A 19537-nucleotide genomic window follows, 5' to 3' on the forward strand; every position below is an offset into this window, starting at 1 on the left:
CGTGTCACGCTCGCAGCGTCAGCGCACTCGCCACGCACCGAGCTGCGGCGGGACGGGGGAGCGTGCCGCGTCGTTGTCGGTGAAAGGGGCGGCCGCCCGCAACATCCGTGCCAGCTCGGCGGCGCGCCGGACGCCCGTCGGCAGGGGCGCACGAGCGGCGGCGCGGGTGACGGCGTCGAGGTCGAGGGCGCTGGCATCGGCCGACGCGGTCAGCACGACGTTGCCGAAGCGCTTGCCCTTGAGCACCTCGTGCGCCCCGACGATGACGGCGTGTGGCAGCACGGCGGTGAACGTCGCGGCGGCGCGTGAGGTCCACGCGAACCCTGGCTCGTCGGCGAGATTGGCGATGAACACGCCACCCGGCTTGAGCACACGCGCGACGTCGGCCGCGAACGTCGGGCTGACGAGCTCGGCCGGCACGCGTCCGTCGGCGAATGCGTCGAGGACGATGACGTCGGCCGAGTCGTCCTTGAGAGCTACGACGCCCGAGGCGCCGTCAGCCGGCCGTACCCGGATGCGATGCGCGCGGGGCAGCGGCAGTTCGCGACGGACGGCGTCGGTGAGGCGGACGTCGGGCTCGAGGACGATCTGCGGCGAACCGGGGCGGGTCGCCTCGACGTAGCGTGCCAGCGTCAGCCCTGCGCCGCCGACGTGCGTGACGCCGAGCAGGGACGGCGCGGGCGGCGTCAGCGCGTCGAGCACGAGCGCGAAGTGCTGGACGTACTCGAACTCCAGCAGCGTCGGATCGTCCGGGTGGACGTGCGACTGTGGGTGCCCGTCGCGCATGACGGTGACACCGCCGCGCTCGTCGGTGATGAACTCGAAGGGGTCGCCGGCGGCGGTCTCAGGGGCAGTCGTGGGGATGCGTCGGCGAGCCATGCGACCAATGTAGGCGGTGCGAATGTGGACGAAGATCGCCGATGGGAACGAGAATCGCGGAAGGGGGACGCCCCTAGGATGGGGCGCATGCCACCTCGTCGCCGCATCGCGCCAGAAGCGGGTCGCGCCGCCGTCCTCGACTGGGCCGCGAACCCCGCTGACACGGCACGACCCACCACCGCCCTCGCCGTGCGCTACACGCTCGAAGAGCTCGGTATCCAGGTGCCCGGCCGCACCGTCGAGGTGCGCGTGCCGCCGTTCGGCGCCGTCCAGTGCATCGAGGGCCCGGTCCACACGCGCGGCACGCCCCCGAACGTCATCGAGACCGACGCCGTCACCTGGCTCGAACTCGCCACCGGCCGCCTGACGTGGGACGCCGCCCGCGCCGAGGGGCGCCTACGCACGTCGGGGCAGCGCGCCGACGTCTCGGCCCAACTGCCGCTCGTCCCAGCCTGACGGGACTCGCAACGTTGCCGGGCCGGCCAGCAGCGCCGGCCGCGGAGGTGGCCGGGGCCCCGCCCGCCCGGGAGACAAAACGGAGCCTGGAGGATGGCGGGTAACTCACAGGTCGGCGGGCAGTTACCTGCCGACGTGTGAGCTACTCGCCATCGGGAGCGTGTGCGGACGCGCGGAGGGTGCCGAAGGGCTCGGTCAGGCGGCCGAGGACGGCGATGGCCGCCCACCTTCGAGGTGAGCGGCCATCGTCAGGAGCCGAGTCGATCAGCGCTGGGCGGGGTCCCAGTGGCGGAACATCGCGGCCTTGGCGGCGTCCACGCTCGTGAACCACACCTCGGCCTCGGTCTGCTCGTAGCTCGGGCTGTCGGGCGTGTGGAACAGCATCGTGTCCGCGTTGCCCTTGATCGTGTACGCCGGCGACGGCGCCGAACCGTCCTCGTTGGGTTCGGCCGAGCCAGGACCGAACGGACCGTCAGCCACCTCGGCAGCCGAGACCTCAGCCGCCGTGGGAGCAGCCTGCAACGGCGAACCGGCGCCCTGCGGCGACTGCCCCGACTCGCTCGATGAAGCCGTGTCGTGAGCCAGCTCGTCGGACGTGAAGTCCTGCAGTGGCTGAGCGGCGTCGTCGGTGCGTCCGTCGGCCTCGACCGCCGTCTGCGAGGCGCTCGCGGCATCCTCGGACGCCGACGGCTGTGCCACCGTCGTCGTGGCGGCGTTCGACGCAGCGCCGGTCGTCGACGTGGACGGGTCGGCGACGGGCTCGCTCACACCGACACCGGCCGACTCCGCAGGCGCTGCGGCCGCGTCGGTCGTCGCCGGAGCGAACTGGTCAAGCTGGTCCAGCGGAAGCGGCTCGGTGCCCCAGTCGTCGCCGCCCGAGGGCTTCGGCGCAGCAGGGGTCGTGGCGGGTGCCGACATGGTGGCGTCCTGCGCTCCCGAGCCCGCGTGCTTGGACTGAGTCTGCGTCGCGGTCGAGTCGGCTTCCGCGGAACGGTCCGACGCGACGGTCGCCGTGTCGTCCGACGAGCGGCCCGACGCCATCGCGGCAGCGGCGGCCGCCCCTCCCGCGACACCGGCCGCAACCGCAGCACCGGACGTGCCGTGGTCGGTGGTGTCAGCGGCCTGTTCGGACGGGCGGGTGGCGGCGTCAGTCGTCGTGTCGTTCGTGCTCGTCGATGCGCCGTGAGTCGACGTCGAGTCCGCCGCCGGGGTGGATGCTGCTTCGGCAGCGGCCTTCTCGCCGTCAGCTTCGGGAGCAGCCGGGGTGCTCGGGGTCGAGTCAGCAGCGGTGGACGCGGCCGCAGGGGCAGCCTTCTCGTCCGTCGCTGCGGGCGCTGCCGGGGCGAGCGAGTCGAGCTGGTCGAGCGGCAGCGGCTCCGTTCCCCAGTCATCGCCACCCGACGACGCCGGTGCGGGTGTCGGGGCCGCGGCAGGTTGGCTCGTCGCCGTGTCCTGGGCCGGCGCGGGGGTCTCGGCCTGGGCCGGATCGCTTGCCGGGGCAGCTGCCTGCGGCTGCGCAACGGGGGCGGGAGCGGAGTCGTCGAGAGCCGGGGGAGCAGCGTCCCAGTCGTCGCCACCGGAGGCGGCGGGTGCGGCTTGCGGTGCCTGGGTGGCTTCGGGTGTCTGTTGCGGCTGCGCGGCCGGAGCCGAGTCGTCGAGTGCGGGCGGCGGGGCGTCCCAGTCGTCACCACCGGAGGTCGCAGGCGTGGCCTGCGGTGTCTGGACGGCTTCCGGGGTCTGCTGCGGTGCGGCAGCCGCCGCGTCATCGAGAACCGGGGGAGCAGCGTCCCAGTCGTCACCACCGGACGCGGCAGGCGCAGCGGCGGCAGGGGCGGAGTCGTCCAGAGCGGGGGCGGGGGCGTCCCAGTCGTCGCCGCCAGATGCGGCGGGCGCGGCGGGCGCAGCCTGAGCCGGCGCGGCCGGGGCAGCGGTCGCGTCGAGAGCCGGAGCGGGGGCATCCCAGTCGTCACCACTCGATGCGGCGGGCGCGGCGGGCGTCTCAGGAGCAGGAGCCGGGGCGGCATCCCAGTCGTCGGCCGCTGCCGACGCAGCGCCACCGGCAGACGCCGCAGCACCGGCCGCGGCAGCCTTCTGGCCGTTGGACGGCGCGTTCTTCGGCGCGGGAGCCTCCGCCTTCGCGGGCGCGTCCTGGGCGGCCGGCTGCTGCTTGGCCGTCTCGTTCTTCGGTGCGCCGGTCTTCACCTCGTCGGCCGTCTTCGCGGCACCCTTCGCAGGCTTCTCCTCGAGTTCGGAGGTGGCCGCGGCCTTCGCGTCAGGCGTCTCGACGCTCTCGTCGACGGAGTCGTCACGGCCGATCTTGTTCTTGCCGTTCACTCCGTGGATGCCGACCGAACCCGGGCGCTTCGGCGCGCCCTTCTTCGGGTCGCGCATGAGCAGGTAGGCGATCAGAGCCAACAGCAGGATGACGTTTTCGAGGATGAACCACTTCACGGTCGCGTCCCATCAGTCGTACGAGCACACATTTCTGTGGCCACCCTACCGCCGAGTCACTTGCGCCGGGCCGGGATTTACCGCGTCGTGATGCGCCCGCGGGCGTTGCTACCGTGGTGGGGTGAGCACGCCTGAACCCCGCACCGAAACCGCCGAGCGCGACGAGAGCCGCCACGACACCCGTGACGACGCCCGCCGGGCGTCCGAGGCGCCACGCCCGGCCCATGACGAGGCGCGCGCTGACGAACGTCCGGCCATGAACCGCGACGGCCTGCCCCTCGCTCGCGTGCGTCGTGCGCCCCGCGTCATGCCGTTCCTGCTGACGGGCGCCGTCATCGGAGCCCTCGCGGGCCTCTTCGTCTCCCTCGACGGCGGTGACGGCGGCAACTACACGGCGTCGTCATCGACCGGTTATCTCGTCGTCCTGTTCGGTGCCCTCGGCACGCTGCTCGGCGGCCTCGCCTTCGTCGTCGCCGACCGTCGTTCCTGACGCCCGTACGCGTCCTGCGCCCCGGCGCCCGGCTGCTCGCACGATGCACGCTGCGGCTCAGGTCGTGAAAGACTGATGTCTGTGGCACGCGGCGACGGCAAACTCTCACACGACATCCTTCCCGGCGAGAAGGGCCCCCAGGACGCATGTGGCGTCTTCGGGGTCTGGGCGCCGGGTGAAGAGGTCGCGAAACTCACCTACTACGGCCTGTACGCGCTGCAGCACCGCGGCCAGGAGTCGGCAGGTATCGCGACGAGCGACGGCAAGAGCCTGCTCGTCTACAAGGACATGGGCCTCGTCTCCCAGGTGTTCGACGAGACGAGCCTCGCCTCCCTGCGCGGCCACCTCGCGATCGGCCACTGCCGGTACTCGACGACGGGTGGTTCCACCTGGGAGAACGCGCAGCCGACGCTCGGTGACACCGAGGCGGGCACGGTGGCGCTCGCGCACAACGGCAACCTCATCAACTCCGCCGAGCTGCGCGAGAAGCTCGAGGAGATCCACGGCGAGCTCGGCAACACGCTCGGCGAGCTGCGTCGCGGCAACACCACCGACACCGCGCTCGTGACGGCGCTGCTCGGCGCTCAGTTCGACACGAGCCTCGAGAAGACGGCCCTCGCCCTGCTGCCTCACCTGCGGGGGGCGTTCTGCTTCGTCTTCATGGACGAGAACACGCTCTACGCCGCGCGTGACCCGCAGGGCATCCGCCCGCTCGTCATCGGCCGCCTGGAGCGCGGTTGGGTCGTGGCGAGCGAGACGGCGGCGCTCGACATCGTCGGCGCCAGCTACGTGCGCGAGGTCGCGCCGGGCGAGATGATCGCCATCGACGCGGACGGTCTGCGCTCGACGACGTTCGCCGAGCCCGAGCCGAAGGGCTGCGTCTTCGAGTACGTCTACCTCGCCCGTCCCGACACGACGATCGCCGGCCGCGAGGTCTACGAGAGCCGCGTCGAGATGGGCCGTCAGCTCGCGCGTGAGTTCCCCGTCGACGCTGACATGGTCATGCCGACGCCGGAATCCGGGACGCCCGCCGCGATCGGGTACGCCGAGGAGTCCGGGATTCCGTACGGCATGGGCCTGGTGAAGAACGCCTACGTCGGGCGGACGTTCATCGCGCCGAGCCAGACGATCCGCCAGCTCGGCATCCGCCTCAAGCTCAATCCGCTCAAGCCCGTCATCAAGGGCAAGCGCCTCGTCGTCATCGACGACTCGATCGTGCGCGGCAACACCCAGCGCGCCCTCGTGCGGATGCTGCGCGAGGCCGGCGCGGCCGAGGTGCACGTGCGCATCTCGAGCCCGCCCGTGCGCTGGCCGTGCTTCTACGGCATCGATTTCGCGACGCGCGCCGAACTCATCGCCAACGGCCTCGTCGTCGACGAGATCGCGACGTCTCTCGGTGCCGACTCGCTCGGTTACATCAGCGAGGACGGCATGATCGCCGCCACCGGGCAGCCCCGCGAGAACCTGTGCACCGCCTGCTTCACGGGCCGTTACCCCGTCGAGCTGCCCGCTGAGGATCGCCTCGGCAAGGGCCTGCTCGAGCTGCAGCTGCCTGTCGAGTTCGGCGGCGTCGATCCGACGACGGTCGGCACGGCCGACCTCGGCCAGGACGAGTCGATCGACCTCGCCCGCACCAACCCCGACGGCGTCTCGCCCGCCGGGGGCGCCGCCGTCAGCCCGGCCCGTCGGCACACGTCGAACTGACCGACGCCTCTCGATCCTCCCGCGCCGCCGCAGCCCTGACGGCGGCGCCGCGCCCGCACCGTGACCTCGCACCTCGAAGGACGACGATGACCCAGCACAACGAACCCATCACCTACGCAGGCGCCGGCGTCGACGTCGAGGCCGGCGACAAGGCCGTCGAACTGATGAAGGCCTCCGTCAAGCAGGCCCAGCGCCCCGAGGTGCTCGGCGGCCTCGGCGGGTTCGCGGGGCTGTTCGACGCCTCCGTCCTCGCGCGCATGGAGCACCCGATCCTCGCGACGTCGACGGACGGCGTCGGCACGAAGGTCGCGATCGCGCAGGCGCTCGACACGCACGACACGATCGGGTTCGACCTCGTCGGCATGGTCGTCGACGACATCGTCGTGTGCGGCGCGGAGCCGCTCTACATGACCGACTACATCGCGACCGGCAAGGTCGTGCCCGAGCGCATCGCGGCCATCGTCAAGGGCATCGCCGCCGCGTGCCGTCAGGCGAACGTCGCCCTCATCGGTGGGGAGACGGCCGAGCACCCGGGCCTGCTCGCCGCGGACGAGTACGACGTCGCGGGCGCCGCGACGGGCGTCGTCGACAAGGCCGATCTCATCCTTCCCGAGTCGGTGCGCGAAGGTGACGTCGTCCTCGGCCTCGCCGCGAGCGGCCTGCACAGCAACGGCTACTCGCTCGTGCGCAAGGTCTACGCGAGCGCCGGGTGGGGCTACGACAAGCACGTCGAGGAGTTCGGTCGCACGCTGGGGGAGGAGCTGCTCGAACCGACGCGGGTCTACGCTGCTGACCTGCTGCGCCTCATCCGCACCGACGGCGTCGACATCCACGCACTGTCCCACGTCACAGGCGGGGGCCTGGCGGCGAACGTCGCCCGCGTCCTGCCCAAGGGCATGGGCGCGCGCATCGAGCGTTCGACGTGGACGCCGCCGGCCGTCTTCGACGTCACCCAGCGCGTCGGCAACGTGCCCCAGGACGACATCGAACGCACCCTCAACATGGGCGTCGGCTTCGTCGCCGTGCTGCCCGCCGAGCAGGCCGCGACGGCCATCGAGGTGTGCGCCGAACTCGACCTGCCCGCATGGCGCATGGGCGATATCGCACGCACCGAGAACCTCGACGCCGCAGAGGCAGAGATCATCTCCGGCGCCAAGGGCGTCGACGCCGGCGCCTGCCAGATCGTGGGCAGCTACGCCTGACGCGTGAGCACGGGCGCTCGAGCCCCTCGAGCTCGGCGGCGGCCCACGCAGAAGTCAGCACGACGAGAGCCTCCGTCCCGATGGGATGGAGGCTCTCGTTCACGTCAACTCAAGAAAAAGCGGGTTGCGCGCTCGTCGTGGTCAGTCGTCGTCCGAGGCCCACTTGGAGTAGCGGTCATACTCGTCGCCCTCGTCGTCGGCTTGCGCCTGACGCGTTTCGTTCGCGCTGCGCGAGGCACGGAGCTCTCGCTCCAACGCGCTGAGGTCGGTGTCCGGCGAGAAGTACTTGAGCTCGCGTGCAACCTTGGTCTGCTTGGCTTTGGCCCGGCCGCGCCCCATGGCGAGACCCCCTCTGTCGTGTTGCCAGGGCGGCCATCATCACCCCGCACGCGGGCGTGCGGACGTCAGGCGGAGGGCCCTGGGGATCCTAAGTTTCTGTCGTGGGGGTAACGCTACCTCAGGTGCGTTGATTTCCGCCCATCGACGCGGATCACCGGGCACCTCGCGCGGCCATGAGTGACCGGTCTCACTCCGTGTGGGTGGTGGCCAAGCCTGGATCGTCGACGACACGCCGTCGGGCGACGACGAACGCCCCCGCGAGGGCGAGCGCGCCGAGGCCGAAACCACCCAGGACGAGGGCAGGTTCGTTGTCGCCGGGCTCGTCGACCGTCGGCGTCGTCGGCCCCTTGACGGTGCTCGGGGAGGCCGTGGCGGTCTGCACGGTCAACTCCTGAGCTCCCTCGGACGCCCCGGCGGTGCTGCTCGAGCTCACACCCGGGCTGCGCGTGATGGCGGCGGCGGGTGAGGACGACCCCGCGGCGACGGCGAGCACGCAGGCACCACCGACGACGAGGGTGCGAGCGGATGCGGGCAGATGGCGCGACGTCATGCCCCCATTCTGACGCCCGCGCGACGGGGGCGCCACGTTCCGCGTCGTCGTTTCGCATCATCGCGCCCGGTATCGTCGCCGGACATGACGACGTCTCGGTTCACCACCCTCGCAGGCCCGGCCATCGCCGAGATCGAGGTGAAGCGCTCGCGGTTCCTGTGTGAACTGACGCCGGTGGGCGCGGGTGACGACGAAGCGTCGGAGGTGGCCGCACGGGCCGTCGTCGAGGCCGCTCGTAAGCAGCACTGGGACGCGCGTCATCACTGCAGCGCGTTCGTGCTCGGCCCCCAGCGTCAGGTGCGGCGCAGCAACGACGACGGCGAGCCGTCGGGCACGGCGGGCGCGCCGATGCTGGAGGCGCTCGTCGCCTCGGGTCTGAGCGACGTCGTCGCCGTCGTGACGCGCTGGTTCGGCGGCACGCTGCTCGGCGCCGGAGGGCTCGTGCGGGCCTACGGCGACGTCGTGCGCGCCGCGCTGGCCGAGGCCCGCGTCGTCACGTACGAGTGTCGCCTCGTCATGGCGGCCGACGTCGGCATCGCCGACGTCGCCCGCGTCGAGAACGCCCTGCGAGCCGCCGGGCGGCACGTCGAGGGCGTCGACTACGCCCAAGGCGCGGCCTCAGGAACGGCGCGCCTGGTGCTCGCCGTCACGGAGGCCGACCGCGCAGCGCTCGAGAGCGAGCTCGCGAGCCTGACGGGCGGTTCGGCCGACCTCGACGAGTGTGGGCAGCGCTGGGTCTCACTCGCCGACCAGCCTGGGTGAGGCGTCAGCCGGCCGGACCTTCGCGCGTCTTCGGGGCGCACCGGCCGCCACCCATCAGCGACACCACACCTGCCCCGGTACTTCTGCCGCGCCACGGCGCGTCTCCCGCGCCCTGAGACGGGGTTGGCGCGTGGGCGTGCGAACCCCCAGAGTGGCTCCATGAGTGAACCGAAGACCTTGACCCCCGACGAAACATACGCACTCGACCGGGCCCACGTCTTCCATTCGTGGTCGGCGCAGGCCGCGCTGAAGCCGATGGTCGTGACGAAGACGTCCGGCTCCCGCCTGTGGGACGGCGACGGCAACGAGTACCTCGACTTCACCGGCCAGCTCGTCTACACGAACGTCGGCCACCAGCACCCGCGCGTCGTCGAGGCGATCAAGACGCAGGCCGAGACGCTGTGCACGATCGGGCCGAGCAACGCCAACGACCAGCGTTCGCAGCTGGCGAAGATGATCAGCGACCTGCTGCCCGACACGCTCAACAAGGTGTTCTTCACCAACGGTGGTACCGAGGCGAACGAGCACGCCGTCCGCATGGCGCGCGAGGTGACGGGCCGTCGCAAGCTGCTCGCCGCCTACCGCAGCTACCACGGCGCGACGGCGCAGTCGATCCACCTCACCGGTGAGGCGCGCCGCTTCGCCAACGACAAGGGTGCGAGCGAGGTCGTCCACTTCTACGGTCCGTTCCTCTACCGCAGCGAGTTCTGGGCGACGAGCGAGGACGAGGAGTGCGAGCGTGCGCTGACGCACCTCGAGCACACCATCACCTCCGAGGGCGCCGACGCGTTCGCCGCTCTCATCCTCGAGCCCGTCATCGGTTCGGCCGGCATCATCCCGCCGCCGCCGGGCTACCTCGAGGGCGTCCGCGAGCTCTGCACGAAGTACGGCATCATCTTCATCGCCGACGAGGTCATGGCCGGCTTCGGCCGCACCGGTGCCTGGTTCGCGCACCAGCACGCAAATGTCGTGCCCGACCTCATCACGTTCGCCAAGGGCGTCAACTCGGGGTACGTGCCGCTCGGCGGTGTCGTGCTGAGCGACGAGATCGCCCACCACTTCGACGAGCGCGCCTACCCCGGCGGCCTCACCTACTCCGGCCACCCGCTCGCGTGCGCGGCGGGCGTCGCGACGATCGCCGCGATGCAGGACGAGGGCATCGTCGAGAACGCCGCCCGCATCGGTTCCGACGTGCTCGGCCCCGGCCTGCAGGCGCTCGCCGAGAAGCACGACGCGGTCGGCCAGGCGCGTGGCGTCGGGGTGTTCTGGGCGCTCGAACTCGTCGAGGACGCCGCGCGCACGCCCGACGTCGAGCGCGCCGCCGCCGTCGCGGCCGCGTGCAAGAAGACCGGCCTGCTCGTCATCGCCGCCGCGAACCGGCTGCACGTCGTGCCGCCGTGCAACGTCAGCGACGACGACGTCCGTGCGGCCCTGACGATCCTCGACGAGGCGCTCTCCGCGAGCTGACGACGACGCGCCGTCGGTGGGTGGTCGGCCGTTGCGACGCTGCCGAACGAGGCAGCGTCGCACCCGGTGCAACGTCGGGGGTGCCGCGGCGTGGAACGCGCCTCGAACCGGGAGGCATATCGAACCGGGAGGCATGCAGAACACGAGAAAGCCCCCGAGACGAATCTCGGGGGCTTTCTCGGTGGAGCGTGGCCAGAGACGGGGTCGAACCGCCGACCTAGCGATTTTCAGTCGCTCGCTCTACCAACTGAGCTATCTGGCCCTTGGGAAAGGGATGGCGACCCCGACGGGACTCGAACCCGCGACCTCCGCCGTGACAAGGCGGCGCGCTAACCAACTGCGCTACGGGGCCTCGTGAAAGGCCGATCTGTGCGTGGTATCCCCAACGGGATTCGAACCCGTGCCGCTGCCGTGAAAGGGCAGTGTCCTAGGCCGCTAGACGATGGGGACTACACAAATCATTCCCGCGAGCCGCTCACCTTCCGGTGTTTGCCCCGCTGGAACTTGCGTAACTTTAGTACACGTTCGCCGGGCAACGCAAAACGCCCGGAATGGCGGGGATTCCGGCGGCATGGCGTGCGGTGCGCTGCCCGGCCCGGGCGGCGTCGAGGCGCTTCTCAGGCGATCTCCTTGCGCGCGAACGTACGCACCCGCTCGACGTCCCACGTCGTGATGACGCGCTCGAGCGGCACGCCGAGCTCCTCGATGCGGGCCGCGCCGTACTGGAGGAAGTCGAGCTGGCCGGGCGCGTGCGCGTCGGAGTCGAGGGAGAAGTAGCAGCCGGCGTCGATCGCCTCGCGGATGAGATCGTCGGGCGGGTCGCAGCGTTCGGGGCGCGCATTGATCTCGACGGCGACGCGGTGCTCGGCGCATGCAGCGAACACGGCCTTGGAATCGAACGTCGACGGTGGGCGGACGCCGCGTTCGCCGTCGACGAGGCGGCCGGTGCAGTGCCCGAGGATCGTCGTGTGGGGGTTCTCGATGGCGCCGAGCATGCGTTTCGTCATGGCGGCCGGGCCCGAACGCAGCTTGGAGTGAACCGACGCGACCCGCACGTCGAGGCGGTCGAGCATGTCGGCGCGCTGGTCGAGGGAGCCGTCCTCCTTGATGTCTACCTCGATGCCCTTGAGCAGGACGAACGGGGTGCCCGTCGCCCCGAGGGCCGAGTTCATCGCGTCGATGACGCCGAGCTGCTTCGTCAGCCGCTCGGCACTCAGCCCGTTGGCGACGCGCAGCGAGGGGGAGTGGTCGGTCTGCACGATGTACTCGCGCCCGAGGGAGATCGCTGCCATGACCATCTCGTCGATCGGTGAGCCGCCGTCGCTCCAGTCGGAGTGGGTGTGGCAGTCGCCCTTGACGGCGGCCATGACGCGCTGCGCGCCCTCGACGAGGTGCTCGGGGCTCGATTCCTCCAGCTGGTCGAGGTAGCTCGGGACGCGGCCGTCGAGTGCCTCGGTGATGACGGCGAGCGTCGTCTTGCCGATGCCGGAGACGTCCGCGAGGGAGCCGTCGGCGGCCTTCGCGCGCAACGTCTCCTCGTCGAGCGCGGCAATCGCGCGCGAGGCGCCACGGAACGCCTTGACGCGGTATGTACCCGCACGGCGACGTTCGAGCAGGAAGGCGATGCGGTCGAGCGCTTCGCGAGGCGTGGGAGCACCGGTCATGTGGTCACTGTACGAACATCGCCCGGACTTGCCCAGGGCCTCCGCCTTGCCCAAGGATCCTGATTTGCCCAGAGGTTAGGAGCCTTAGTTTGGATTTGGCTCGTCTGCGTGGCCTCGGTGTCGTTCCTTCGTGGGTGTCACTGGAAATGGCCGATCAGGATCGCAGCGAGGTGCCCTGCGGCGCCGAGGAGCCCCGACGAGACGAGGACATCGTGACGAACACCGAAGCAGCGCCGGCCTGCCCGCGGCGAACGCCCACCCACGTGAGAGTCGAGCAGACCGAGCGGCTGACCCGCGACCTCGTGCGCGTCCACTTCAGCGGGGACGGGCTGCGCGCCCTCGAGCCGAAACCGGTGACGGACGCCTACGTCAAGCTGCTCTTCCCGCCGCGCGGGGCCGACTACGCAGCGCCGTTCGACCCCGAACAGATCCGCGCCGAGCGGCCTCGTGAGGAATGGCCGGTGACGCGCACCTACACGATCCGGGCGATCGACCACGCGGCCGGAACGATGGCGATCGACTTCGTCGTGCACGGTGACGCCGGCCTCGCGGGGCCCTGGGCGGCTGCGGCGCGAGCGGGCGACGTCATCGGCTTCCTCGGCCCCGGCGGCGCGTGGGCGCCCGAGTCGGAGGCCGCTCATCACCTCTTCGTCGGCGACGAATCGGCCTACCCCGCGATCGCCGCGGCGCTCGATGCGCTGCCGCAGGACGCCGCGTGCACCGTCGTGCTCGAGGTGGCCGACGCGAGCGTGCACCCTCCGGTGCGCGCACTGGCGCACATGAACCTCGTCTGGGTGCACCGGGACGAGACGCGCAGCCACGGCGGCGGGCTCGTCGACGTCGTCGCCGCAGCCGACGTGCCGGGTCTGCGCGACGGTGATGCCCCCGACGGGCTGCGCGTGTTCGTGCACGGCAACGCCGAGATGATCAAAGAGATGCGCCGGTTGCTCATCGTCGAGAAGAGCGTCGCTCGTGCGCACGCGTCGATCTCCGGATACTGGCGCCCCGGCCATGACGAGGACGCGTGGCAGTCGAGCAAGCGCGAGTTCGTGCAGCAGATGGAGCAGGAACAAGACCGCGCCTGACCCCCGCGCCTCGCCCCCTGTGCCCATCCGCGATTCTCGTCCCCAACGGCGAACGGCGTCCCCATCGGCGATTTTCGTCCGCATTCGTCGAGGTCACGCTGATGGCCGGGCGCTCGCCCCCGCGTCACTGATCGCCTCGGCGCGATCGACGCCGAGGTCCGCGACGACAACGACGTCGAACGCGGCGCGCGGTCGCGGCGAAACGCGAGACAATGCCGCGGTGAAGTCCTGGTTGCTCCTGCTGCTCGTCGTCGCTGCTGCGGCCTTCGTCCTGCTGACGCGTCGTTCGGTGCGGACGTCCGTCGTCACGTGGATGGCGGCGCGGCTCGGCCCCGACGCGCGCAGCGGCCGGCGGGCCGCGCTGCTGTGGCACGGTTCGGCGTTCCTCGCCGCCGTCGCAACACTGACGGGCGCCTGGTTCGGTGTGCGCGCCGGGGGAGCGGCGCGCTGGGTCGGGGATGCGGCGGCGATCGCGGTCGTCCTCGGCTACCTGCCGTTCACGTCGCTGGGCGCGCCGAAGATGACGCGGTGGCAGAAGAGCTTCGGGCAGCACCTCGCCGAAGCGGGTGCCGCCCGAAGTGCCGCGACGGCCTGTGCCGACGTCGCGCGTGTGTTCTCAGTGGTCGGTGTGCTCGTCGCTCTCGCGGCGCTCGTCGTCGTCGCCGGCCGCGGGGCGTGAGGTGTTCGCGGACTCGATCTGACCGGCCGGCGCAGACGCCTTCTGCTTCGTGCCGAGCGGGTCGCTGAGCGTCGACTCGAGCGTCTCCTTCGGCAGCGCCTTCTCCTGCAGACGGGCCGTGGACGCCTGGATCTGCTTCGTCACGTACGGCCCGACGAGGCTGATCGCCGCAGCTCCGACAGCCATCCACAGACGCGGGTGGCGCACGCCGCGCTTGAGCAGCATTTTCTCGACGTTCTTGTCGATGCGCAGCGCGAGCCCGGACGTCACGAGGCCCATGCCGGCCGTCGCGGCGGCGGCCAGGTCGCTCATCGACGACGACGTGGCGCGCCCGTCGACGACGTTGATCGCCTTGTTCGAGTCGGCCAGGCGCGAGCTCGCGGGGCGGCGCTCGCCCGCCATCGCCATGCCGACGCTCGTCAGCGTCGACGACATCGCGACGCCGCGTCGCACCCAGCGCGGGAAGCGCGCGGGACGCACCAGCGTCGTGGCGGCCGCCGTCGCGGCGGAGATGGCGGCCTGCGCGGCCGGGGAGTCGAGAGCGGGAAGCGTGAAACGAGGCATGACCTCAGCCTAACGAGAGGCGCTGGCGCGGCACCACCACGTCAGCGACGTCGGCTGGTCACACCTGCGCAGCGCGCGCTTGCGCGCGCCGCAACAAACCGCGCGTCGCGACGGCGAGGACGAGGGCGACGCTCGTCGCCGTGAGCGTGACGGCGAACGCGGCCGTCGCGCCGTGGGCGTCGACGAGGCGTCCGGCGATGCCCGCTCCGCTGGCGTAGCCGAGGCCTGTCGCGCCGGCGAGGAACGTCATGGCCGTCGCGAGGCGCCCGCGATCGGTGATGAGTTCGCCGAGCGTGAACGTCGTGATCATGTACGGCGCGATCGCGAAGCCGAGGATGACGAGCTCACCTGCGAGCCCCCACAGCCCGTCGACGGCGAGCAACGGCAGCGACAGCACCCACATGGCCGTCGCGAAGAGGAGCAGCCGGCGCGCGTGATCCGGGGTGCGGCGCACGCGGCCCAACGCGAGGCCGGCGCTGACGGAACCGATGCCGAGCAGCGCGTGGAACAACCCGGCGCTCTCGGCGTGGCCGGCGGCGCGCGTCATCATCGTCGTACCGGTCTGGATCGAGCCGAACAGGTTGCCGATGAGGAACTGCGCGACGAACAGGACGGTGAACGCGGCGCTCCACACAGGTATACGCGACGAGCCCGTCGGGGCCGGCGTGACCAGTGAGGCGCTGGGGTGACGTGCGAACTGCAGACCGAACCACAGCAGCAGCGCCGAGGCGGCGAGCAGCGGCGCCCACGTCCCGAACAAGGCCGCGAACGCGCCGACGAGCATCGGGCCGACGACGAACGACGCCTCGTCCGCGGCTCCCTCGTAGGAGAATGCGGTCGTGACGAGCCGCCCATCGGCGCCGTGCGATCCGATGATAGGACGCCAGCGCACGCGGGCGAGCTGACCGATCTGCGGCAGCGCGAACCCGGCGAGCGCCGCGACGATGGCCGTCAGCCACCAGGGCGTATCGAAGTAGCGGGTGGCGACGACACCGACGAGGCCCGCCGCGCCGCCGAGGCACTGCACGAGAAGGATGCGCGTCTGGCCGAGCCGGTCGGTGAGGGAACCGAACCAGGGCGAACCGATGGCGTTGCACACCGCCAGCGCTCCCGCGCAGATGCCGGCGTAGGTGTAGGAGTCGGTCGTCGTCGCGACGAGCAGCAGCGTGCCGAGTTGCGACATGGCCAGTGGCAGGCGCGCGATGAACGCGACGACGACGTACCAACGGCCCGTGAGCCCGAACAACCCTGAATACCCGACGTGACTCACCCGCCCATGCTACCGGCGCCGTGAGGGCGCCGAAACCGCCGACAACCGCGACCTGACGGGGTTGTCGGTCCTGGCGCACCTAGGCTGAGCACGTGCTCGTCTCACTCGTGCGTCAGTCGCTGGCGCCCCATGGTCGGTTGCTGCTCGGGCTCGTCGCCGCGCAACTCGTCAGCGTCGCCGCGTCGCTGTATCTGCCGAACCTCAACGCCGACATCGTCGACCACGGCGTCGTACGCGCCGACACCGGTTACATCTGGCGCACCGGCGGCTGGATGCTGCTCGTCAGCGTTGTCCAGGTGTGCGCCGCGATCTGCGCGGCCTGGTTCTCGGCCCGCATCGCGATGAACGCCGGACGCGACATGCGGGCCCGCGTCTTCGGCGCCGTCCAGCGCTTCAGCTCGCGCGAGGTCGCCGAGTTCGGCGCGCCGTCGCTCATCACGCGCTCGACGAACGACGTGCAGCAGGTGCAGATGCTCGTTCTCATGGGCGCCAACCTCATGGTGACGGCGCCGATCATGATGGTGGGCGGCGTCATGATGGCGCTGCACCAGGACGTCGGGTTGTCGTGGCTCATGGTCGTCGCCGTGCCGGTGCTGGCCGTCGCGATCGGTCTCATCGTCTCGCGCATGGTGCCCGGGTTCCGCACGGTTCAGGAGCGGCTCGACGGCGTCAACCGGGTCATGCGCGAGCACCTGTCGGGCATCCGCGTCGTGCGTGCGTTCGTCCGGGAACCGCACGAGTTGCAGCGTTTCGGCGCCGCCAACTCGGCGCTCGCGAACGCGCAGATCCGCGTCGGCAACCTCATGGCCTTCATGTTTCCGACGGTGTTCCTCGTCATGAACCTCTCGACGGTCGCCGTCTGGTGGTTCGGCGGCCACCGCGTCGGTGACGGCGACCTGCAGATCGGCGCGCTGTCGGCGTACATGAGCTATCTCATGCAGATCCTCATGGCCATCATGATGGCCACGTTCATGCTCGTCATGATTCCGCGTGCCGCAGTGGCTGCCGAGCGCATCACGGCGGTACTGGACACGCGCTCGAGCGTGGTCGAGCCTGCGTCACCGATCCTGCCCGACGGTGGGGTGCGCGGCGTCGTCGAACTCGAGCACGCCGAGATGCGCTATCCGGGCGCCGACGAACCTGTCGTGCGCGACCTGTCGTTCACCGCCCGCCCCGGCCAACGCGTCGCGCTCATCGGCTCGACCGGTTCGGGCAAGTCGACGGTGCTCGGCCTCGTCGCGCGACTGTTCGACGTGTCGGCCGGCGCGGTGCGCATCGACGGCGTCGACGTGCGCGAACTCGACCCGCAGGCGCTGTGGGGCAGCATCGGCCTCGTCCCGCAGCACGCCTATCTGTTCTCCGGCACCGTCGCGTCGAACCTTCGCTACGGCAAACCCGACGCCACCGACGACGAGCTGTGGTCCGCGCTCGAGACGGCACAGGCGCGTGACTTCGTCGAGAGAATGGACGGCGGCCTCGACGCCGTCATCGAGCAGGGCGGTAGCAACGTCTCCGGTGGCCAACGGCAGCGATTGTGCATCGCTCGGGCGCTCGTCGCGAAGCCCCGCATCTACCTGTTCGACGACTCGTTCAGCGCACTCGACCTCGCGACCGACAGGCGGCTGCGTGCCGCGCTCGCGCCGCAGGTGAAGGACGCGACGGTGCTCATCGTCGCCCAGCGCGTCTCGACGATCACGGACGCCGACCTCATCATCGTCCTCGAGGACGGCGCGGCCGTCGGCATGGGCACGCACGAGGAACTGCTCGCCACGTGCGCGCCGTACCGCGAGGTGGTCGATTCGCAGCTCGGACGTCAGGAGGGAGCGGCGTGAGCCGCCGTCAGCCGTCGGGGCCCGCCGCATCGGCCGCATCGCCCGGCTCGGGCACTCGCCCGCCGGGCCCGCCGGCCGGAGGGCCGCGTCGCGGGGGTCATGGCGCGGCGATGGCGCCCGCGGAGAAGTCGCTGAACTTCGGCGCATCCGCGCGCCGCCTCATCGGGCTGCTGAAACCGCATCGGCTGCGCGTCATCGCGGTACTGGCGCTCAGCGTCACGGCCGTCGTCATGAACGTCGTCGCGCCGAAGGTGCTCGGCAAGGCCGTCGACGCAGTGTTCGCGGGCTCGGTGAGCATGCATCTGCCCCTGGGCTCGACGAAGGCACAGGCCGTGGCGGCGCTGCGCGCGTCGGGGCAGTCGAAGATGGCCGACATGGTCGCGGCGATGGACCTCGTACCGGGCGCGGGCATCGACTTCGACCGTGTCGCGACGATCCTGCTCACCGTCGTCGCGCTCTACGTCGTTGCATCGCTGCTGCAGGTCGTGCAGGCGCGTCTGCTCAACACCGTCGTACAACGGACGGTGGAGAAACTGCGCGCCGACGTCGACGCCAAGCTGCAGCGCGTGCCGCTGTCCTATGTCGACTCGCGCCCGCGCGGCGAGCTGCTCTCGCGCGTGACGAACGACATCGACAACGTCGGGCAGTCGATGCAGCAATCGGCGGGGCAGCTGCTCGTGTCGATCTGCACGGTGCTCGGCGTCGTCGTCATGATGCTGACGGTCTCGTGGCAGCTGACGATCGTCGCACTGCTGACCATTCCCCTCGTCATGCTCGTCGCCGGGCAGATCATGAAGCGTTCGCAGGGGCAGTACGTGGCCCAGTGGGCGCACACGGGCACGCTCAACGGGCAGATCGAGGAGGCGTTCACGGCGCACGAGCTCGTCAAGGTCTTCGGGCGAGGGCCGCAGGTGGAGGCGGCGTTCGCGTCGACGAACGCCTCCTTGACGGAGGTCTCGCGCCGCGCGCAGTTCCTGTCGGGGCTGATGATGCCGATCATGATGTTCGTCGGCAACCTGCAGTACGTCGCGATCTGCGTCATCGGCGGCGTGCGCGTCGCGTCGGGGCAGATGACGCTCGGTGACGTCACCGCGTTCATCCAGTACTCGCGCCAGTTCACGCAGCCCGTCACGCAGATCGCGTCGATGATCAACCTGCTGCAGTCCGGCGTCGCGAGCGCCGAGCGCGTGTTCGAGGTGCTCGACGCGCCGGAGGAGTCGCGCGACGCCCGCGGGCGCGGTGCCGGCGAGAACGCGCACCTGCCGACGCCGCTGCGCGGAGAGGTCGTCTTCGATGACGTGCGCTTCGGTTACGACCCTGACGCGTCGCTCATCACGGGCCTCGACCTGCGGATCGAGCCCGGCCAGACGGTCGCCATCGTCGGGCCGACGGGTGCGGGCAAGACGACGCTCGTCAACCTCGTCATGCGCTTCTACGACGTCGATGCGGGTCGCATCCTCGTCGACGGGGTCGACGTGCGTGACGTGCCACGCGAGGAGTTGCGCTCCCACTTCGGGATGGTGCTGCAGGACAGTTGGCTGTTCCGCGGCACGATCGCCGACAACCTGCGCTACGGGCGGCTCGACGCGAGCGACGACGAACTGCTCGAAGCCGCTCGCGCGACGTTCGTCGACCGGTTCGTGCACTCACTGCCCGACGGCTATGACACGATCATCGACGACGAGGGCGGCTCCATCTCGACGGGTGAGCGTCAGCTCATCACCATCGCGCGCGCCTTCCTCGCGCGGCCCGACATCCTCATCCTCGACGAGGCGACGTCATCGGTCGACACGCGCACGGAGGCGACGCTCCAGCAGGCAATGGCGGCGCTGCGTCAGGATCGCACGAGCTTCGTCATCGCCCACCGACTGTCGACGATCCGTGACGCCGACATCATTCTCGTCATGGAGAACGGCGGCATCGTCGAACAGGGCTCGCACGACGATCTGCTCGCCGCGCGCGGCGCCTACTGGCGGTTGTACGAGGCACAGTTCGCCGGGGCGGCGCAGACCGACACGGACGAGGGGAAGGCAGCGGACGTACGACCGGCCTGACGGGAGCCGGATGATTCCGGCGTCGTCGTCCGCATTCTTCGGCCGGGAAGACCGCCCCGACGTTCTCGAGGGCCGGGGCGGTCGACGGC

General features: G+C 70.8%; 17 protein-coding genes and 3 tRNA genes. 10 read left to right on the forward strand and 10 right to left on the reverse strand.

The features are described 5' to 3' along the window. Positions 1-18: 18 nt before the first annotated feature. Positions 19-879 carry a spermidine synthase gene (locus tag AC1RS9_RS06465; protein ID WP_131941644.1) on the reverse strand — a complete coding sequence of 287 codons (861 nt, stop codon included), beginning with the start codon at positions 877-879 and terminating at the stop codon, positions 19-21. Between the two features lie 87 nt (positions 880-966). Between AC1RS9_RS06465 and AC1RS9_RS06470 the strand changes: the two genes are divergently transcribed. After that, the gene (locus tag AC1RS9_RS06470; RefSeq protein ID WP_115297148.1) at positions 967-1335 is read left to right on the forward strand and encodes a sterol carrier family protein; all 369 of its coding nucleotides are present in this window, start codon (positions 967-969) and stop codon (positions 1333-1335) included. A 264-nt stretch (positions 1336-1599) separates the two neighbouring features. Here AC1RS9_RS06470 and AC1RS9_RS06475 read toward each other — a convergent pair whose 3' ends face one another. After that, the gene (locus AC1RS9_RS06475) at positions 1600-3786 is read right to left on the reverse strand and encodes a sunset domain-containing protein (RefSeq protein ID WP_131941642.1); all 2187 of its coding nucleotides are present in this window, start codon (positions 3784-3786) and stop codon (positions 1600-1602) included. A 121-nt stretch (positions 3787-3907) separates the two neighbouring features. Between AC1RS9_RS06475 and AC1RS9_RS06480 the strand changes: the two genes are divergently transcribed. The 3 genes from AC1RS9_RS06480 (at position 3908) to purM (ending at position 7182) form a co-directional block, all read left to right on the forward strand. Continuing rightward, on the forward strand, positions 3908-4276 hold the full coding sequence (locus tag AC1RS9_RS06480; protein WP_131941640.1) for a hypothetical protein: 369 nt from the start codon (positions 3908-3910) through the stop codon (positions 4274-4276). Positions 4277-4357: 81 nt separating this feature from the next. Continuing rightward, positions 4358-5980: an amidophosphoribosyltransferase gene (gene purF, locus AC1RS9_RS06485; protein ID WP_006943258.1), complete on the forward strand. Its 1623-nt coding sequence runs from the start codon at positions 4358-4360 to the stop codon at positions 5978-5980. A gap of 86 nt (positions 5981-6066) precedes the next feature. Further along, positions 6067-7182 carry a phosphoribosylformylglycinamidine cyclo-ligase gene (purM, locus tag AC1RS9_RS06490; protein WP_062258216.1) on the forward strand — a complete coding sequence of 372 codons (1116 nt, stop codon included), beginning with the start codon at positions 6067-6069 and terminating at the stop codon, positions 7180-7182. A gap of 141 nt (positions 7183-7323) precedes the next feature. Here the strand turns inward: purM and AC1RS9_RS06495 are convergent, their stop codons facing one another. Together AC1RS9_RS06495 and AC1RS9_RS06500 are read right to left on the reverse strand one after the other, a co-directional pair. Then, a complete protein-coding gene (locus AC1RS9_RS06495) occupies positions 7324-7521 on the reverse strand; it encodes a DUF3073 domain-containing protein (RefSeq protein ID WP_006943260.1) in 198 nt (65 codons plus the stop codon). 187 nt (positions 7522-7708) lie between these two features. Next, on the reverse strand, positions 7709-8071 hold the full coding sequence (locus AC1RS9_RS06500) for a hypothetical protein (RefSeq protein ID WP_115296992.1): 363 nt from the start codon (positions 8069-8071) through the stop codon (positions 7709-7711). 84 nt (positions 8072-8155) lie between these two features. Here AC1RS9_RS06500 and AC1RS9_RS06505 point away from each other — a divergent pair, with 84 nt between their 5' ends. Continuing rightward, positions 8156-8833: an IMPACT family protein gene (locus AC1RS9_RS06505; RefSeq protein WP_492920903.1), complete on the forward strand. Its 678-nt coding sequence runs from the start codon at positions 8156-8158 to the stop codon at positions 8831-8833. A 159-nt stretch (positions 8834-8992) separates the two neighbouring features. Beyond that, a complete protein-coding gene (locus AC1RS9_RS06510; protein ID WP_131941633.1) occupies positions 8993-10300 on the forward strand; it encodes an aspartate aminotransferase family protein in 1308 nt (435 codons plus the stop codon). A gap of 189 nt (positions 10301-10489) precedes the next feature. Here the strand turns inward: AC1RS9_RS06510 and AC1RS9_RS06515 are convergent. The 4 genes from AC1RS9_RS06515 to AC1RS9_RS06530 all read right to left on the reverse strand — a co-directional run bounded on the left by AC1RS9_RS06515 (position 10490) and on the right by AC1RS9_RS06530 (position 11964). Then, positions 10490-10562 (reverse strand) — tRNA-Phe (locus AC1RS9_RS06515). A 13-nt stretch (positions 10563-10575) separates the two neighbouring features. Then, a tRNA-Asp gene (locus tag AC1RS9_RS06520) sits at positions 10576-10652 on the reverse strand. A gap of 22 nt (positions 10653-10674) precedes the next feature. Next, positions 10675-10750, reverse strand: a tRNA-Glu gene (locus AC1RS9_RS06525). A gap of 167 nt (positions 10751-10917) precedes the next feature. Next, complete coding sequence (locus AC1RS9_RS06530; protein WP_062258224.1) at positions 10918-11964, reverse strand: PHP domain-containing protein; 1047 nt, start codon at positions 11962-11964, stop codon at positions 10918-10920. Between the two features lie 263 nt (positions 11965-12227). Between AC1RS9_RS06530 and AC1RS9_RS06535 the strand changes: the two genes are divergently transcribed. Together AC1RS9_RS06535 and AC1RS9_RS06540 are read left to right on the forward strand one after the other, a co-directional pair. Continuing rightward, a complete protein-coding gene (locus AC1RS9_RS06535) occupies positions 12228-13049 on the forward strand; it encodes a siderophore-interacting protein (RefSeq protein WP_074041021.1) in 822 nt (273 codons plus the stop codon). A gap of 220 nt (positions 13050-13269) precedes the next feature. Beyond that, positions 13270-13728 carry a hypothetical protein gene (locus tag AC1RS9_RS06540; RefSeq protein ID WP_131941629.1) on the forward strand — a complete coding sequence of 153 codons (459 nt, stop codon included), beginning with the start codon at positions 13270-13272 and terminating at the stop codon, positions 13726-13728. Here the strand turns inward: AC1RS9_RS06540 and AC1RS9_RS06545 are convergent. Both AC1RS9_RS06545 and AC1RS9_RS06550 read right to left on the reverse strand, forming a co-directional pair. Then, positions 13666-14292: a hypothetical protein gene (locus tag AC1RS9_RS06545; protein ID WP_074041014.1), complete on the reverse strand. Its 627-nt coding sequence runs from the start codon at positions 14290-14292 to the stop codon at positions 13666-13668. The genes AC1RS9_RS06540 and AC1RS9_RS06545 overlap by 63 nt on opposite strands. A 58-nt stretch (positions 14293-14350) precedes the next feature. Next, positions 14351-15562 carry an MFS transporter gene (locus tag AC1RS9_RS06550; protein WP_074041013.1) on the reverse strand — a complete coding sequence of 404 codons (1212 nt, stop codon included), beginning with the start codon at positions 15560-15562 and terminating at the stop codon, positions 14351-14353. 92 nt (positions 15563-15654) lie between these two features. Here AC1RS9_RS06550 and AC1RS9_RS06555 point away from each other — a divergent pair, with 92 nt between their 5' ends. Further along, complete coding sequence (locus AC1RS9_RS06555) at positions 15655-17394, forward strand: ABC transporter ATP-binding protein (protein WP_074041012.1); 1740 nt, start codon at positions 15655-15657, stop codon at positions 17392-17394. Continuing rightward, positions 17391-19448 carry an ABC transporter ATP-binding protein gene (locus AC1RS9_RS06560; RefSeq protein WP_074041011.1) on the forward strand — a complete coding sequence of 686 codons (2058 nt, stop codon included), beginning with the start codon at positions 17391-17393 and terminating at the stop codon, positions 19446-19448. Before AC1RS9_RS06555 ends, AC1RS9_RS06560 begins: the two co-directional genes overlap by 4 nt. Positions 19449-19537 lie beyond the last annotated feature (89 nt).

The sequence above is a fragment of the Dermacoccus sp. MPR-E5 genome (assembly GCF_058809565.1).